Here is a 17,984-nt window from a genome sequence, read left to right as displayed (position 1 = left end):
GCACCGGGCATGGTGCAATATCACTGCGGCCGTCTGCCTCGTGTACATTCCCATGGCTCGCGGTTGCGGGTATGTCTTTAAAGTTATTCGGCAGACACCTTTGGGTCTATCACCACATGCTTGATGCGCTGGCGGCGCCATGTGTAGATGCAGTGAATCTTTCCGTCGGATGTCTGGATTATCGAAGGATAAGAATACTGGCTTACGGGCGACTCCTCGAGCGTTATCCAGTGCTTCCAGTCGGTGCCGTTGTCAGACTTCATCACCGACAGCGGAGTGCGCGCTCCCTTGCCGTTCTTTATGCCCTTGGGTATTGGGCGGTCGTTGCATATAAGCACATGAGAGCCGTCTTTTAATGTAACGGCATCCAGACCGCTATTATTGTTTGGAGTGTCAATAAGTTGCAGTTTGCTCCATGTCAGTCCGTTGTCAGAGCTGTAGGTTATGCCTATGTGCTCGCTGCGTGTGCGTGCCACGGCAGCCAGTCGGCCGTCGTTGAGCACCATTATTGACGGCTGAATGGCCTTTACGCCATCGTCGGCCTTAACAAAGTCGGTGCGTTTCCATGTCTTGCCCATGTCGTCAGAGTATTCAAAATACAGGCGCCATCCGCCTTCCTCAATACTTGTAGGCGCAATGATGCGTCCTTTGCTCATTATGGGCTTGTTCTTTATCGGACCGAGATAGCCCTCCTGCAGCGGCTCACGCTTGCTCCATGTCTTGCCGCCGTCCTTAGAGCGTACCATCCAGCCTGTCCAGTCGGCCACCTTGTTGCCAATCTTGAAATATATAACAAGGTCGCCTCCGGGTATCTGATATATCACCGGATTCCAGCAGGCCTTGCGCTGATAGCCCTCAGGATTCTTTCTTATCTTCTTGTCGAGTATAGGTCCTTTGGCTGCCGGGGCGTTGGTGCTGTCGAGTCCTGACAGACCAGCCAGTTTGGCTTCTTCACTTCCTGTCTTGAACACGCCGTCGGCCACGAGCTGAGGCGCCAGCCATTCTGTAGAGCCTTTAGGCTTGCGGCTCACCCAGATGCACACATCAGGATTGCGCTCCTTTGTTCCGCCGAAGTAAGTTGCCACAAGGTCGCCCTTGCTTGTCTCTGCTATCGTGGCAGAATGGCACTCGGGGAATGATGCCGACTTATACAGAAACTCGTCAGAAACTACGGCTTTGCCGGTCATGGGCATGTCGGCAGTAATGTCGTATTTGCCCGAACCGATGTTCCTGATGCTGCCGTCGGGCATGTGCAGTTCGGCAGTGGTGTTTGCCGGAATCTCAACGTGCCATATCAGCTTGCCCGCCTTCTTGTGCCAGCGGCTTACTATTGTGCCGTAGATAGACTTGTAAGACGCGTTGATGTCGTCAATCTCGTCGACGTTGAACGCAGGCTTCATCACGATATGCTTAAAGCCCGGCTTGTTCTCGTCAGAGTTAATGCCTGCCACATCCTCATAGATCCACGACACGAGGTCGCCGAGCAGCATGACGTGGTTGCCGCTGTTCATCCACGGATTGGCAGTGTCGCCGTTCCACAGTTCCCATATCGTTGTGGCTCCGTTCTCGGCCATGTAGCCCCAGCTCGGATACTTCTTGTTGGTTGCCAGCAGCCATGCCATGTCGCCGCGGCCCATGTCGGTTAGTCCGTGCATAAGCCACTGCACGCCTATCACGCCGCAAGATATGGCTCCCTTGTTAAGGGTGATGATGTTGTGTATGATGTTCTTCTCAACCTCGCCGCGCACATAGTCGTCGTCAATCATGCCGAACGCCAGCGGAAGAAGGTTGGCCGTTACCGTGTTGTTGCCGTAGAACGTACTGTCGGGATAGAGCATAAGGCCCGGCACCTCAGCCGTGTTGCGGTTTATGGTGAGGAACTTCTTGTTGAAGGCATCCTTCACGCGCGCTGCCTCTGCGCTGAACTCAGCTGCGTCGGCCGGTTTGTCAAGAATCGTGGCAAACCTCTCCATCATCTTGTTCAGTCTGTAATAGTAGGCCGTTGCAATGAGAGTGCCGTCGGTTACGCGCTTGGGGTCACGGCTGTGTATCAGCTTTATGTCCTCAGGCGGCACGCACCAGTCGCCGTATTTGTCGCGCGGCATCAGTCCGTCCTTGCCATACTGATACTTCATGTGGCCGAGCCAGCGCTTCACGTTGCCGTAGTAGCGGCTCATAGGTTCGGCGTCGCCATACTGGTTGTACATCATCTCGAGCGAGAAGGGCAGTGCAGAAGGCCATGTTATGTTGTCAGAATAATAGTTCCAGTAGGCAGGAGCCACGTCGGGTATGCAGCCGTCTTCACGCTGAGCCTCGGTTATGTCGCGTGCCCACTTGGCATAGAGAGCGTTGTTGTTGAATATGAAAGCCTCGCCGAAGCATCCGCGAACACGGTCGCCAAGCCACGGCTGACGCTCGTCGCGCTGCGGACAGTCGACGGGCATGCCCTTATAGTTGCCCAGGATGCCCCACATGGCGTTATTGTAAACCTTGTTGAGTATGGTGTCGGCACATTCAAACGTGCCTGTCAGTTCCATCTCGTCGCTTACCACTTCGCCTATAATGCCGTCAGCAGTTACGTTGTCAAGACCAGTAATCTCGGCATAACGGAAGCCGTGATATACAAACGTAGGTGCCCACCAGCGGCCGTTCTCGTTGCCGGCAGCAACATAATAGTCGGTTGTAAACGCGTTGCGCAGGTTCTTTGTGAACAGACTTCCGTCCTCGTTTAGCTTCTCGGCATACTGAATCTTCACGCTGTCGCCGGCATTTACGCCGCCTATGCGCAGCTTAATCCAGCCTGCCATGTTCTGTCCCATGTCTATGATGTAGCCCTTGCCGCGCTTAGTTACGCTCACGGGCTTCATGGTCTTCACCACCTTCATGTTGGGACTCATTGCTCCGCGCAGCGTTCCCGTAGGTATGCCCACGCGCTCTGCCGCCATCCATTTAGAGTCATCGTAGCCCACAGAGGTCCATGCACCCAGTTCTTTGCGTGCGTCATATATCTCGCCGTCGTACTCGTTGTTGGAGCGTATCGCACCGTCGGGATTCAGTTTCCATTTGTTGCTCGACGAGATAACCTTCTTCTTGCCGTCTGCAAACTCAATGACGAGGTTAAGACGGAGCTTGGGATAGCCGAAGTTGGCTATCTTGTAAGGCTTCTTCTTCTGCTGCATGGTGTAGAAGCGGCCGTTGCCAAGAGTTACGCCAATGGCGTTCTTGGCGGTCAGCATCTGCGTAACGTCGAACGCGTTATACAGCACCGTCTTGCGATAGTCGGTAGGAGCAGGTGCAAGAACCTGGTCGCCAACCTTTTTGCCGTTGATGTAAGCCTCATACATACCCAGTCCGCTGATGTAGAGCGTAGCACGCTTTACGGGTTTGTCTAGACTGAACTCGGTGCGCAGATAGCGCGAGCTGAGCTTGCTGTGCACGTCCTCAACGTCCCACGGCATGGCCTTCTCCAGACCAATCCACTGTCCGCTCCAGTCGGCTTCGTTGAGCAGTCCGACGTTCCACATTGCCGTCTCGCTCCAGTCAGACTCGCCTTTTGTCGTTGTAACCTTCACGCGCCAGTAGCATGGCGTGTTGCTGCGCAGCTCCTTGCCTTCATATCTTACCCACTGCGACCTGTCGCCAAGCAGTGTCGCGTCCCAAAGGTCGCCCTCAAGTTTCTCCGCCTTTTCGGGTGTTGATGCCACGATTATGTGGCATGCCGTCTGCATCACGTCGTTCTCGTCCGACGTTATTATCCAGCCCAGTCGCGGCGTAGATGTGTCGATACTCATCGGATTGACCATGCGCTCCGTCTTCAGTTCAGTCACGGCAACAGGGAATTGCGACTTCTTCGCATTTTGCTTCCTTGCTGCCATGATCGGCATACAAAGCGCTACAGCCAATGCCGTTATGAATGCTTTGCGTATCATTGTTTCTCTTGTATTTGCGTATCAGTTTTTCCGATATAATTCTTGCTTGAGTCAACGGCAATAAGCACACGGTCGCTGCCACGCAGATAGGCTGCGTCGTAAGTAAACTCAGTAACCTTGCTGTCGTATTCGCCGAGATAAGTCAGTTTGCCGTCTGCCGGATTCATCCACCAGACGTTCTTCTTTGCGCCGCTTATCTTTGTCAGGTCTATGCCCATAGGCTTGCCGCTGTAGTTGTAAACCAGCATATAGTCGTTGCCGCGGGTTGCAATCACGCGGTCGTAACGCTCGCCGTTCTGTCCGACAACGATGCTCTGGTCAGCCACGCGCTCTGTGAACGGGAAACTAAGCATGAGCCATTTAAGATATTTCATCTGGTTGTAGCCCGGATCTTCCATTGCCTCCCACCAAGGTTTCTCAGCGCCGAACGATGCCTTCAGGCCCGGACGTATAAACTGCATCACAGAGTTGTGGCCGTAGGTGTGGCCGAAAGCTCCGCCGAATACAGCCCAGTAAGCATAGCGGCGTACGTCGTAGTCCATCCAGCGCGGAGCCGAGAAGTCGTGAAGTCCCTGCGGAATGTCCTCGTATGAAGGCTCGCCGTCGATAACAGGGCGCAGCGGTTTCTTCTCAAAACTCATGTCAACATAGCGCCAGTTGTCTTCCTCTGTGTTCTCCTTTATGGTGTAGTCGCCGTCACCGTTACGCTGTCCGTAGCGACGGTGTCCGCTCTGAAACATGTTAAAGTCCATCCATTCGCGGTCGTTATACCACCATGCCGACGTTGTGCGTCCTCTCGGATGAAATGTCATTATGTGGTTCTTGTCTGCCTTCTTAATGGCTCTTGCCATGGCGTCCCACACCTCAGGCTTCTTGTCGCCCATGATGTCGCCGCCAATCATCCATATAATGTTAGGCTTGTCCTTGTATCTCTCGCCCAGGAATTTGCCAAGAGTGGCAGCCTTCTTTACGTCCATCTTGTCGATCATAGAGCCCCATATGCAGTCCATGGCGATATAGATGCCGTTGCTGGCAGCCACGTCAACGATATAGTCGAGATGCTCCCAGTAGCCGTAAACACCCGGTTTAGACACCTTGCTGAAGTCAAACTCAGCATTGTTTGCGGCATGACCATACACGTTGAATGTAGGTATGGCGTTGAGCACCTGAATCTGTTCTACGTTATATCCCGCCAAACGATCCTTTTCAAGGAAATATTCAGCCTCCTCACGATTCAGTCGTTCAGGCAGCAGCCATGCCGTGTTGCCCATCCAGAAAAACGGTTGACCGTTTTCGTGTACAATATAGCGGTTGTTTTCCGACACAACAAGCCGTCCGTTGCTCCACGGCTTGTATATCTTACCTGCCGCGTTGACAGCCAATGCGCTTAGCAGCAGCGCTGCGATAAATAGTATTTTCCTTTTATTCATACTACTTTTTATAATGTTTAATTTGTTAATATTATTCTCTTTCAGGTTAATTCGTTTTTCAGTCATGTCCGGCTCGTATAAATACAATGGCGGAAATACGGGCTTTATTGTATTATTCCCATATTCCGCCATCTCATTTATTCTGCCTCAAATGTGTACACAGCGCCCTTTTTGGTGCTTATGTCATAGAGAAATGTCTTCTTTGCTTCCGGCATCTTTTCGATAGCATCGGGATAGTTTATCTTCTGACGGATGTCCGTTGGAGTTTCAAACAGTCTGTTCTTGTTCTCGCCCTTTGCAGTCTTCAGACCTTTGCCTTTCAAAGGCACAGCCGAACGTATGCGCAGGTTGCCGCCAAGTTCCGACTTCACCGTTGCCTTTGTTATCTTGTTGTCCTTCCATGTCATGCTTACTTCAAAGCCTCCGCGCGCTTTCAGTCCGCTTACGGAGCCGTCTTTCCATGTGTCGGGCAGGGCAGGCAATAGATAAACAAAGCCGTCATGACTCTGCATAAGTATCTCTGCTATGCCGGCAGTGCAGCCGAAGTTGCCGTCAATCTGGAATGGCGGGTGAGCGTCAAACAGGTTAGGGTATGTTCCGCCTTTCTTCTTCTCGTTGCGCACCAGTGTCAGCTGGTCGCCAATCAGCTTCCATGCGTGGTTGCCGTCGAGCAGTCGTGCCCACAGACACACCTTCCAGCCCATGCTCCATCCCGTAGACGGGTCGCCTCTGTGAATGAGTGATGTTCGTGCGGCAGCAGTGAGTTCGGGTGTGCGGAACGGAGAAATCTGATTGCTCGGGAAGAGTCCGTACAGATGCGACACATGTCTGTGATTGTCATTCGGATTGTCCCAGTCGTCCATCCATTCCTGCAACTGTCCCCAGCGTCCTGTCTGCAGCGGCACCATGTCGGTAAGTTTCTGTTTCAGACTATCAATCAGCGTTGCCGTCTTGGTCTTGCCCAATATGTCGGCAGCATCGATTACATGGTTAAACAGGTCGTAAAGCAGTTCGTTGTCCATCGTTACGCCTGCGGCAGTTGTAGCCTTGTACGGGTGCTGATTTTCGGGAGACAGACTGGGGCAGATAACCCACCAGTTGTTCTTCGGCTCGCGCACCATAATCTGATTGAAGAAGCGTGCCGCGTTCTCCATTATCGGATATACGCTTTCGAGGAACTTAACGTCGCCTGTATACAGATAATGCTCCCACAGATGCTGGCACATCCATGCGCCGCCCGTAGGCCACAGACCCGACGGAGCCTTGTCTATGGCTCCCGTTACGCGCCAGATGTCGGTGTTGTGATGCAGCACCCATCCGTCGGCACCGTACATTATGTCGGCCGACTTGTGTCCTGTCTCGCTCACGTCCTTGATAAGACTGAACAGCGGACCGTTGAGTTCGGTAAGGTTAGTCGACTCAGCCGGCCAGTAGTTCATCTCAAGATTGATGTTGCAAGTATATTTGCTGTCCCACGACGGCAGCATCTTGTCGTTCCATATACCCTGCAGCGTAGGGGGCTGTGTGCCCGGCTGCGAGGTGCATATCAGCAGATAGCGGCCAAACTGGAAGTATGTCTCAACCAGATGCAGGTCGGTCTGTTTCTTGAACAACTCAATACGCTTGTCGGTTGTCGTTGACGCAAAGGCATCATCGCCCAAATCCAGTTTCACGCGGTCATACATAGTCTTGTATTTCTTAACGTGTGCCGCCTTGATAGTGTTGAAGTCCTTCGTCAGCGCCTCTTTAAGAGCCGCCTCAGAGCGCAGCGTGTCGTTGCCGCTGATGTCCTTATAATTGTTGAAGTTAGTGGCTATAGTCAGATAAATAGTGGCCTCGTCGGCACCGCTGATCTGCAGCACTCCGTCACGACTACGCATGCTTCCGCCTTTTACAGTAGCCGTAGCCCTGCCGGTAAACGTTACCTTGCCTTTCTGTCCTTCATGCCATCCGCTCACGCCACTCAGCACAATCTCGTTGCCTTCCGACTTAATTGTCACGTCCTGCTGCGGCGATGTCATCTGCGCGTTGCAGGTTATCATGCCTTTCTTGCTTGCAGTGAGGTGTATGGCTATTACGTTTCCTGCCAGCGACGATATATATTCTCTCTGATAGGTTACGCCGTTGCTTGTATATCTCGTTATGGCACGGGCCGAGTCGAGACTCAGTTCACGGTAGTAGTTGGTGTATTCGCCGTTGCCGGGGAAGTTGATATACAGGTCGCCAAACGGCTGATAAGGCATACCGCTGTTGGTGTTTGCCTGCACGTGTGCCGTGGCCAGGTCCTGCGCCTCCTTATATCTGCCCTCCCATACCAGTTGTCTTATCTTCGGCAGATACTCCTTTGCCTCCGGGTTGGCGTTGTTGTTTGGCCTTCCTGCCCATATTGTCTCTTCGTTGAGCTGCAGACGCTCAGAGCCGGGCGTACCAAATATCATGGCACCCAGTCGACTGTTTCCTATCGGCAGCGCCTCTGTCCATGTGTATGCCGGTCTGTCATACCACAGCACATGCTTGTTTTCAGCCATGCCTTCAGTTGCAGTCATCAGGCATACGGCTGCCAGCAATGTTGTCTTTAGTAGTGTTTTTCTCATTTTATTTCTTAGGTGTAAATCTTAGTGCGTTCTCGTCTTCAATAGTAACCTTGCTCTCGTCGAGCTTTGATGCGTCGAGATTGAAGGTGTCGATAAAGAATTTATAAACAGCGTTACGCTTGTTGTCGCCGAAGTCGTGGCGCTCTTTCGGCAGATGAATGTTGCTCACCTTGTCAGTAGCGCCATAAAATCCGTAAATGCGCCGCAGGTAAGGATATTCCAGTTCGGGAGTTGTCGATGTCCAGTCGCCTCCGTCGCTCACCAGCATCATAGGCTTTGGGGCAAACATTGCAGCCAGTTCGGCATTACATGTGCCTCCTCCAGCCAACTGTATCGGCATTCCGCTCTCACACGGACAGCCGCCGTCGAACCACGACGATACGCTTACCACAGGATTGGCAGCTGTATATCTGTCGTCGAGTACAGTCAGCAGCACCGTCTGAGTGCCGCCTCCCGAGCCTCCGTTCACGCCTATGCGCTTGGTGTCAACGTCCTTGCGCTGTATCATCCAGTCGAGTATCCTTATTCCGTTTAAAGCCTGCATCACGTGAGCCTCTGGTGTCTGGTGTGCCTTGCTGCCAACTTCGTCGGCAGATTCGCCCCATCCCCACAGGTCATAGTCGACACATATTGCGCCCATGCGTGCCAGCGTGCCCAGTCTCAACTGCTGCACCTTGCCGTAGCGTCCGTTGCTGAAGTGTCCGTTGGGGCATATTATCAGCGGATGCTTTCCCTTGCTCGTCGGGGCATAGATAGAGCCGCACACAGTGTGGCCGTTCGCTGTCTTCAGTCTGAAGTTCTGCACGGTATATCCGTCAAACTTCCTTATCTTCGAGTATTCGGGTTTCTCCTTAGAGCAGAGCGGCAGCAGCTTGTCTATGCCGAGGCGCTCTCTCACTTCCTTGCGCAGCGTGTCGCGTCGTGCCTCCCATTCTGTTTTATTGCTGTAAAGCGATGTCAGCCAGCTTATCATCTTCTGTCCGTCTTCAGGCTGTCTGCGCGGATATTCGTAAGGCTTTATCTTATACAGCTTGTCGTTCTGCTTAACAGCCTTGAAGTCGAAGGGCGACAATATGTTGTTGAGAGTCTCTTCGAGAGAGTAGGGACGCACGCGGAAGTCGGCATACGCCAGTTTCAGTCCTGTTGTGTCAACGTTGTATTTCAGTCTTATTCCGAATCTCGCCGACACGTCGTTGAGCACGTCGCTCAGCGGTCTTGTAAATTTGTTTTCAAAAGTTTGAGCTCCGGCACTCATGCTCAGTAGCATAAGTGCCGGAATTATAACACGTTTCATTTCTTGTTTATTTTATAAGTCAGTTTACCCAGACCGTCTCTCTTGGCGGCCAGTTTGCCGTTAACGAAGAGCATGAGGCCCTTGCCCTGGTGATAGCGCTGTCCGTCCTTGTCGTAGACGATGGCTATGTTGTTGCCGCGATAGCTTATGTTGTCCAGGCAGAAGTAGTTCCATGTGCCTTCCGGTATGAGCGGATTGACAACAATGCTGCCGTCGGCCTGCGGTCTTAGTCCTGCTATACCGGTTATCACAAGGTCGGCAAATGTAGAGTGGTTGTAGTATCTGCTGCGCTCGCGGTCGCCCATCAGCCATGCTCCGTTCTTCTCGTCGAGATATTCGCCGATATACGGGCGTCCTCTGTGGTGCTGGCTCTCAACATACAGTTTCATCTGTTTGAAGAATGTAGAGTCGCCAACAACAGGCTCGGGATATGTGTTTATGTAGTTTGCCATGGCTGTAAGTGTCTGGCTTGTTGCGAAAGGCCATACGGCGCCGTCCCATTCGCATTTGCCTACTCCGTGTGAGCGGAATTCGGGATGTCTTCTCTCTGCCGTTGTAAGTCCGTAGGGTGCAGAGAATCCTTCCTCGTCATCCACCTGTTTCCATGCCTCGTCATATTTCTTTGCGTCAGGCAGGTTGAAATACCATGGAATAAATCCTATGGCCTCGCGCACGGCAGCCAGAGTGTCGCCTCTCATAGTCTCGAAGAACGACTGCTTCTCGCTCCAGAGGTTTGTCTGTATCAGGTTCTTTATCGTGTCGGCCTCCATTGTGTATTCCTTCGCCTTCTTTGTGTCGCCTGCCAGCTTGTTCAGTTCTGCCAGAGCCATTGCGTTGCCGTACATGTAGCTGTTTATTGTCGGACGTGCATACTGCTTGCGTCTTCCGCCGCTGATGCTCTCTTCCATTCCGTCCTGCACGTCGCCCTGCCAGTAGAGTCCGCTCTTCAGTCGGTTGGTGCTCTTCCAGCGTGCGTATTCTTCTTCGAGCGACGGCTTCAGCGCCATTACGAACGATGTGTCACCAAGCACCTTGTAAGCCTCATATATGGCAGCAGGGTTCCATGAACTGAACTTGTTCATCTTCTGCATTGCCTTGCCGTTGTTGCCGCGATACCATGTGTTCAGTATCTGGTGCAGATATGGCGAGTCGCGCAGCCAGCGTGTCTCCATCACGTGATGTCCTATTGCGCAGGCAATGAGGTTGTATTTGTCGGCATAAGAGCGCTGAACGAGGAATTCGGTCATGCCCAGTCCTACAGGAGTGCGCTTGATGTGCTTGCGCAGCGACCACCAGCGGAAGTAGTAGATCTCTTCCATGTCCTTGTCGGGACATTCAAACAGAGGTATGTTCTTGCTCATCCATTCAGACGACTTGCTGTTGGGTATGTCCGTAACGATGTTCTCGTCCTCCATGTTGTTGAAGTATTCGGCATAGTGTGCGAAGTCGTCATACTTCAGCACTGTTGATGCTGAGTCGGCGTCTGCCGATGCAGACTTCACGTTGGCAATAGAGAATGATGCCAGCTTGTCCTGCTCGTCGGCACGCGGCATGTCAACATACTGGTCGGCAGGAGTCTCAATGCTCGGCTCTGTGAACAGGTCGCCTGTGCGGAACACTATTCGTGTTATGGCGTCAACGGGTGTGTCGAACATACGTGCCGTTGCCTTCTTGCCGTTCACGAAGTATGTTCCCACGTGTCCGTCTACCGACAGCTTGGCTGTGATATGATATGTCTGTCCGGCGTCATAGTGCTTCAGCATGCCGCCATAGCGCGCTCCGCCCTTTACCTTCATTGTTGCGGCAGAGTCGAGCACGATGCGGGCGCACATGTTGCCCTTGTCGTCAAGGAACTCTATGTTGAGCTGTCCGTGGTCGTTCTGTGCGGGCTTAACGTCGAAGTCTACAGTAAGTTCCTTCGTAGCCGGTATCAGTTTCTCCACCTTGGCGTAGTCATACGGATCCTTGTCGCTCAGTGTCAGCCATTCGCCGTTGAGCGTTACGGGTGCCCACAGCGGCGAGTAGATGTTCCAGTCTTTCATGTCCTGCAGTTTGGCATACTTGCTGAAGCTGCCTCCTGCATGTTCTGTAGCCTTTATCTTTACAGGCACGGGTATGCACGACACCCACATGTCTTCCTTGTTGTTGCTGTAAGTAACCCACAGGTTCTTGTCCGGCGGTGTTCCGTTGCCTTCCAGTATGCCTCGTGTATACTGCGGTCCGTAGCTCTTGTAGTTGCCCCAGTGGCGTTCAGGCGTAACCTCGCCGTTCACCAGGTTGAGCGTAGTGTATTCCAGTCCGTCGTTGCTCAGCGATATAGCCAGCGGCCAGCGATATTCAGCCGGGTTATATACAGTGGCATAAGTGCCGTCAGAAAGGCGCTGTCCCCATATCTTCGCGTTAGAGTTCACAAAGCCGTGAGCCCTCTTTGCCGGTTCTCTCCATGTGTTTCCGCCGTCGCTGCTTATGCTTGTCAGCGCGTGCTTCCACAGTCCCACCTTGCGTCCGTCGGGCAGGGTATATCCGCTGAACGCCTTGTAAGGAGTCTTCAGCGGCAGTATGTCGTCGTTTCTGTCAGCCTCTTCAACCCACTGCATTCTGTACATCGGGTTAGCCAGAATCTCGTCGCAGGCCTTAACAAACTCCTTGTCCTTTGCTTTCTTGTAGTAAGGATAGTCGGTGTTCTTTTCGTTAAATCCGTGGTTATAATATATAAAGTATATAGGACCGAATGTGCCGTCGGCCTTTATCTCTCTTACCACGCGGCCTATTCCGTTGCCGTCGTTGGGGTCGTCTTTCGGAGTGAGTGCCACGCCGTAGTTGCCCATTGCAATTAGGCGGTTGCTTTTAGACACATAGAAGCCCACGCGCTGGTGCATGATGGCCTTCAGGTCTTTTGCCACAACGCCCGGCCATGTCGGCTTGGTGTATCCATCGGGCACGTTGTATTCAGGGAACAGCTCAACGGGCTTGGTCCATTTGTATCCGTCTACAGAAGTCTGCAGCATGGTCTTTCCGGGCGGCTCATGCTCGCTTCTCGGGTCGGTCAGGTAGTGCATGTAGAACTTGCCTTTCCAGTATGCCATCATGGGCTGATGGTTATAGAGCCATCCCTGTTCGCCTCTCATAGTCTGAATGCTGTGTACGCCAACCACGGGCGACAGTCCGCCGTCATGTCGTGCAGGCGTTGCCACGGTCGTTCCGGTGTAGTGAACGGCGTCGCGGTTCTCCTTTATCAGGTTCTTCACAATTTCCTCGTCGGCCATGAACACCGTTCCGTGCTTGTGTCCTACAGGGAACTTTACGGCACCTGTCTGGTCCTGGAAGTTCTTGAAGTCCTTTGTCCTTGCCGCTCCGTATATGCCGTGGCGGTAAGAGTCGTAGTAGATGTAATACCATCCGTTGACCATTGCCGTTGACGGACCTTCGCAGAAACTCTCTGTGAACGGCTCCGACGCCTTGCTCCATGGACCGTAAGGCGACTTGGCAAAAGCCACCTTGATGTTGCGCTGGTCTCTCGAGTTGTCTTTCAGCACCATCACGTAGTCGTCCTTGCCTCTCTTTACGAGAGTGGCGTCAATGCTGCTGAAGTCAGGGTCGATAAGCACCTTGGCCTTGCTGAACTTCTTGAAGTCCTTTGTCGTAACGTAGTACAGACGGTGATTGTTGTAGTGGTCTTCCTTATAGTCGGGAAACTTGCCCGGTATGCATGATGCCCATATAATCATGTACTGCTTCTTCACGTCGTCGTAGAACAGTTCCGGTGCCCATACGTTCACCGTTGTAGGGTCTGTCATGACGTTTATCAGTCTTGGCTTGCTCCAGTGGATAAGATCTTTTGATGATGCATAACCAAAACCCTTGTCGCCTTTCCAGCTCGATGTCCATACCAGATGGAACGTGCCGTCGGGTCCTTTCACTATCGAAGGGTCGCGCATCACCTTCTGTTCTCCTACCGCCGGGCGCAGGAATGTGCCCTGTATGGTGTCCCATCTCAGTCCGTCATAGCTGTAGATAAAGCGCAGGCCTTCGTTGGCCGGCTCATGGAATGATGTGGAAACGTAAATGTCTTTCGCGTAAGAAAGATTTGGTGCCGTCGTTGTCAACATAACGATGGCAGACAAAAAAAGTTTTCTCATTTCAGTTTTTCTTGTTTATGTTATGACGCTCAGATTTTAGGTTTGTAATCATATTAATTAATGTAACTTTAAATTTTTTATTGTAACAATGCGTGCTTTTCTTCTCCTCCGTAGCCAGTTTTCATCTTCTCAGCTCCTTATTGTGCCGTGCCGTCAGTGCCCCTATGTGCCTGACAGACTTAAAAATCGGTCATTCTGACGGCTTTTTCACGGCAGAAATGTTTTTGTTATACTTTTTTAAAGCAATTGAACCTCTTATGCATCATCAATGTAAACATATTTTGGTAATTTTGTACAAAAATTTACAAGCCGCCGGATTTGCGCCGCCCGCAGCCGCAGTTTTGCAGTATGGCGTGTGCGTGTTTTGCCTATGCAGCGGCACGTCGCAGGGCGTTGTCTGCCGATGACGGGTGCGGCATAACAGAGAGCGAACGTATAAAAACAAAAACATAAAGCCTATGAAGTTGAGAATATGTTTATTCCTTATGGCCACCATGATGCTTCTGAGCAATGGTCAGGCCAGTGTGAACGTGTTTACCGTAAAGGGCCGCGTTACCGACAAGGCGGGCAGGGGCATCAGCGGAGTGGTGGTCAACAACGGCATGGCCTTCACCCGTACAGACGCCAAGGGCTACTGGACGCTGCGCACCGACACGTTTGTCAGCAAGTTTATAAGCATCTCCACGCCGGCCGCCTACAAGCTGCCTTCTAAGAACGGCATAGCCTCCGGCTTCTACGTGCCCGTCAGGACGGCCGTAAGCTCTAAGAGCTGCAACTTTGTGCTCGAAAAGCGCACCAAGCCTGCCGACAGGTTCAGCTACATAGCCATATCCGACCCTCAGATGCTCGATGCTGCCGACATGAAGAGATGGAACACCGAACTGGTGCCCGACATGCGTGCCGTGGTCGACTCGCTGAGCAAGACGCGCGAGGTGGTGGGCATCACCGTGGGCGACATCGTGTTCGACAATCTGCCGTTGCTGCGCAGCTATGCCGCGTCGTTCAAGGACATGAAGATAACCATGTTTCAGTGTATCGGCAACCACGACTTCGACAAGCGCTACAAGGGACTCAACAACGCGCGCCTTGGTGCCGGAGCCTACGGCGAGATGGCCTATGCGGCTGTGTTCGGACCTACCGACTATTCGTTCAACATAGGCAAGGCTCACGTCGTTACGCTGAAGAACATCAACTATAAGGGCAACAAGGCGTATGTTGAGACGCTCACGGAGAATCAGCTGCGCTGGCTCGCCAACGACCTGAAGTTTGTGCCCAAAGGCTCGCTCGTCATCCTCAACATGCACGCTGCCGCATGGAACAAGGACGACCCTGCACAGAACATGCGCGGGGCTGCCTCGCTGCAGAAGTTGCTCGAGGGCTACAAGGTGCATGTGTTCTGCGGCCATACCCATTACTTTCAGAACGTGGTGGTCAACAGCAACCTCTATCAGCACAACATAGGAGCTGCCAGCGGAGCATGGTGGAACGGATGGCTCAACCGCTGCGGAGCGCCTAACGGATATATGGTGGTAGATGTCAACGGAAGCAGCGTCGAGTGGCAGTATAAGGCCACGGGCTTCCCCTTCTCGCGCCAGATGACGCTCTACGACAAGGGCGACTTCGGCACGCAGCCCGGATATGTCGTTGCCAACATCTGGGACTACGACCCTGCATGCAAGGTTGAGTGGTATCAGGACGGCAAACTGATGGGCACCATGCAGCGCTTCACGGGCGTCGACTTTGAGTTTGGCTCGCGCACGCTTGCTGCCGGACGCCCCGCCAACACGTCGCACCTGTTCAGATGCAAGCCCGTGGGCAACTATAAGGAGATAAAGGTGGTTATGACCAACCGCTTCGGTCGCACCGTCTCTGACGTCATCAGACCTCGCGTCTCTGTCATAGCTCACCGCGGAGGTGCCGGACTTTATCCCGAGAACACCATCGAGGCAATGCTCAATGCAGTGAAGCTCGGCGTAACCGACCTTGAGATGGACCTGCACGTAACCAAGGACGGGGTAGTGGTGGTTTCGCACGATCCCTATATCAAAGGCTACGGACAGAAGTATCCCATCTATTCGCTCACATGGAAACAGCTTTCGGCAAAGGTCATCGGCAACGTAAAAGATCCTGCCTTCCCCGACAGCAAGCGCCTCTACACACATGTGCCTATGGTGACGGCGCTAATCGATTCTGTTGAAACTTACTGCCGTCAGCACCGCCTTGCGCCTGTAAGATACACTATAGAAATCAAGTCTGACGCCGCTCTTGACGGCAAGCTTACGCCCGACTACAAGACCTTTGCCGACCAGTGTGTAAAGGCTCTCAGCACCCGCAACCTCGGTTCGCGCCTGCTCGTGCAGAGCTTCGACGTGCGCACGCTGAAGTATCTCCATGCCAAGTATCCGCAGATGCGCCTGCTCTACCTGATAGACAATACGTCGGGCGGCTATGATGCTGCCATGACCAAGCTCGGCTTCGTGCCTTATGCCGTCGGTCCCGACTATCCCATGGTCAACGCAGCCTTCGTAACAAAGGCAAAGTCTGCCGGAATGCGCGTCATTCCTTACACCGTGGACACCAAGACCGATGCGCAGAAGATGGTTAAGGCGGGCGTGAATGCCATCATAACCAACTATCCCGACAGAATGTTCGGATGGATAGGCAAGTAGACAGCGGCTCTGCCGTCATGTGGCTTGCGCCAAGGCTTAATGCCGTGAACAGATATTTTTTTTGCATAATATAAGCAAAGCGTTGCTGAATTTTCTTCTTGTGATGACAGGGCCGGGCTTTCAGCCCCCGGCCCTTTTTTGTGTCTTTGCGCCCGGTTAGCGCCTTGTGTATGCGGTTCAGGCTGTCGGGGGCTGTTTTCTGATGATTTGTGTGATGTTAAAATGTAAGTAAATGGCGTGTTGCTCTTTCATAATGACATATTGTGTATGCGCGCTTTTGTTGCCGTATTAGTCTTCTGGTAAGTCCGCTTTGTGCCTTTTGCTGCCTGTTTTCATGCGTTTTGAGTGCCGGTTTATGGCCGTCGGTCTGCAAAAGGTATGCTTTTGCCGTTTTATTACTATACATTTCGCTTTGCGTTATGCCGTCTTTCGCCTTCTGATTTGCGGTCTTTTGGCTTCCCGTTTGTGTCCTTTTGCACGGCGTCGTCATTCCTCTTGTTGCACATCCATGCATTATGTCTCAATATCTTTCTGATGTACTGCATTTTATTTTTGCACACAATTTTGCGCAAAAAATGGCACTGTTTCACCTGTATCTTATTCTGTCGCCGTTTAATCTCATCTTGTTAAATCAATATGTAAGATAAATTACAGTTATGCTTTCTTTGTGTCTTTTCTATGATCTTTGTGCTGTTTTGTCTGCATATTTATTGAAATAATGACAATAAATCGTTCATTGTTGTTGCATATTGATAATAAATTATTATCTTTGCTGCCGTATTTTATGATTAATAAGAGAGAATATGAGCAAATTGATAAGGCCTGTAGACTATAAGCCGCTGCTGAACGTCAGGCAGACGGAGCAGGGCATAAAAATGATAAAAGACTTTTTTCAGCAGAATCTTTCAACGGAGCTTCGCCTCCGCCGTGTAACAGCACCGCTGTTTGTGCTTAAAGGTCTTGGCATAAACGACGACCTCAACGGCACGGAACGTCCCGTGACGTTTCCCATTAAGGATCTTGGCGACGCTCAGGCAGAGGTGGTCCACTCGCTTGCCAAGTGGAAACGGCTCACCCTGGCAGAGTATGCCGTTGAGCCGGGCTATGGCATCTACACCGACATGAACGCCATCAGGGCCGACGAGGAGCTTGACAATCTTCATTCGCTCTATGTCGATCAGTGGGACTGGGAGATGGTTATGACGCGCGCCGAGCGCAATCTCGACTTCCTTAAAAGCGTTGTCCGCCGCATCTATGCTGCCATCCTCCGCACCGAGTATCTTGTGTGCGAGCATTATTCGGCTCTTAAGCCGTTTCTGCCTTCCGACATCCATTTCGTCCACAGCGAAGACCTGCTGCAGATGTATCCCGACAAGAGCGTGAAAGAACGTGAAGACCTGATATGCAAGAAGTATGGCGCCGTGTTCATCATTGGCATCGGCGGCAACCTGTCTGACGGCAAGCCGCACGACGGTCGCGCTCCCGACTATGACGACTGGACCACGCCCAACAGCGATGGCCGCAACGGTCTCAACGGCGACATCCTTATCTGGTATCCCACGCTCGCCCGTGCCGTAGAGCTGTCGTCAATGGGCATACGTGTTGACAAAGAAGCACTGCTGCGCCAGTTGAAGCAGACGGGTCAGGAACATCGCTCAAGTCTGTATTTCCACAAAAAGCTCCTTGACGGTGAACTGCCGTTGAGCATCGGCGGCGGAATAGGGCAGAGCCGCCTGTGCATGGTGCTGCTCCACAAAGCCCATTTAGGCGAGATACAGGCCAGCATCTGGCCCGAAGAGATGAAAAAAGAGTGTGAAGAATTGGGAATGACGATTATATAATTTTAAGTGAAGAACGAAGAGCAGGCGCAAAGCGCAAGCAGGCTTGAGCAATTAAAAATTAAGAATTAAAAGTGAAAATATGAATGCC

Annotated in this window: 7 protein-coding genes and 1 pseudogene; 2 read left to right on the top strand and 6 right to left on the bottom strand. The window is 52.3% G+C overall.

The window, feature by feature from the left end; genetic code table 11:
- Positions 1–83: 83 nt before the first annotated feature.
- The 6 genes and pseudogenes from QVO66_RS03730 to QVO66_RS03705 all read right to left on the bottom strand — a co-directional run.
- Positions 84–3,884: a family 78 glycoside hydrolase catalytic domain gene (locus QVO66_RS03730; protein ID WP_288172556.1), complete on the bottom strand. Its 3,801-nt coding sequence runs from the start codon at positions 3,882–3,884 to the stop codon at positions 84–86.
- A 41-nt stretch (positions 3,885–3,925) separates the two neighbouring features.
- Positions 3,926–5,359: a glycoside hydrolase family 140 protein gene (locus QVO66_RS03725; protein ID WP_021854064.1), complete on the bottom strand. Its 1,434-nt coding sequence runs from the start codon at positions 5,357–5,359 to the stop codon at positions 3,926–3,928.
- 137 nt (positions 5,360–5,496) lie between these two features.
- Positions 5,497–7,905: a glycoside hydrolase family 95 protein gene (locus QVO66_RS03720; protein ID WP_288172555.1), complete on the bottom strand. Its 2,409-nt coding sequence runs from the start codon at positions 7,903–7,905 to the stop codon at positions 5,497–5,499.
- A 49-nt stretch (positions 7,906–7,954) separates the two neighbouring features.
- Complete coding sequence (locus QVO66_RS03715; protein ID WP_021854062.1) at positions 7,955–9,247, bottom strand: alpha/beta hydrolase family protein; 1,293 nt, start codon at positions 9,245–9,247, stop codon at positions 7,955–7,957.
- Positions 9,244–12,495 carry an MGH1-like glycoside hydrolase domain-containing protein gene (locus QVO66_RS03710; protein WP_288172554.1) on the bottom strand — a complete coding sequence of 1,084 codons (3,252 nt, stop codon included), beginning with the start codon at positions 12,493–12,495 and terminating at the stop codon, positions 9,244–9,246. Before QVO66_RS03710 ends, QVO66_RS03715 begins: the two co-directional genes overlap by 4 nt.
- A pseudogene (locus tag QVO66_RS03705) lies at positions 12,469–13,356 on the bottom strand (glycoside hydrolase family 43 protein); the annotation flags it as partial. The gene QVO66_RS03710 and the pseudogene QVO66_RS03705, both read right to left, overlap by 27 nt.
- A gap of 488 nt (positions 13,357–13,844) precedes the next feature.
- Between QVO66_RS03705 and QVO66_RS03700 the strand changes: the two are divergent.
- Positions 13,845–16,055: a calcineurin-like phosphoesterase C-terminal domain-containing protein gene (locus tag QVO66_RS03700; RefSeq protein WP_021854060.1), complete on the top strand. Its 2,211-nt coding sequence runs from the start codon at positions 13,845–13,847 to the stop codon at positions 16,053–16,055.
- 803 nt (positions 16,056–16,858) lie between these two features.
- On the top strand, positions 16,859–17,896 hold the full coding sequence (gene asnA, locus QVO66_RS03695) for an aspartate--ammonia ligase (protein ID WP_021854058.1): 1,038 nt from the start codon (positions 16,859–16,861) through the stop codon (positions 17,894–17,896).
- The last annotated feature ends 88 nt before the right edge of the window (positions 17,897–17,984 follow it).

The organism is Prevotella sp. CAG:255 (assembly GCF_000431195.1).
Lineage (GTDB): Bacteria > Bacteroidota > Bacteroidia > Bacteroidales > Bacteroidaceae > Prevotella > Prevotella rara.
This window is presented reverse-complemented; position numbering and strand designations above follow the sequence as displayed.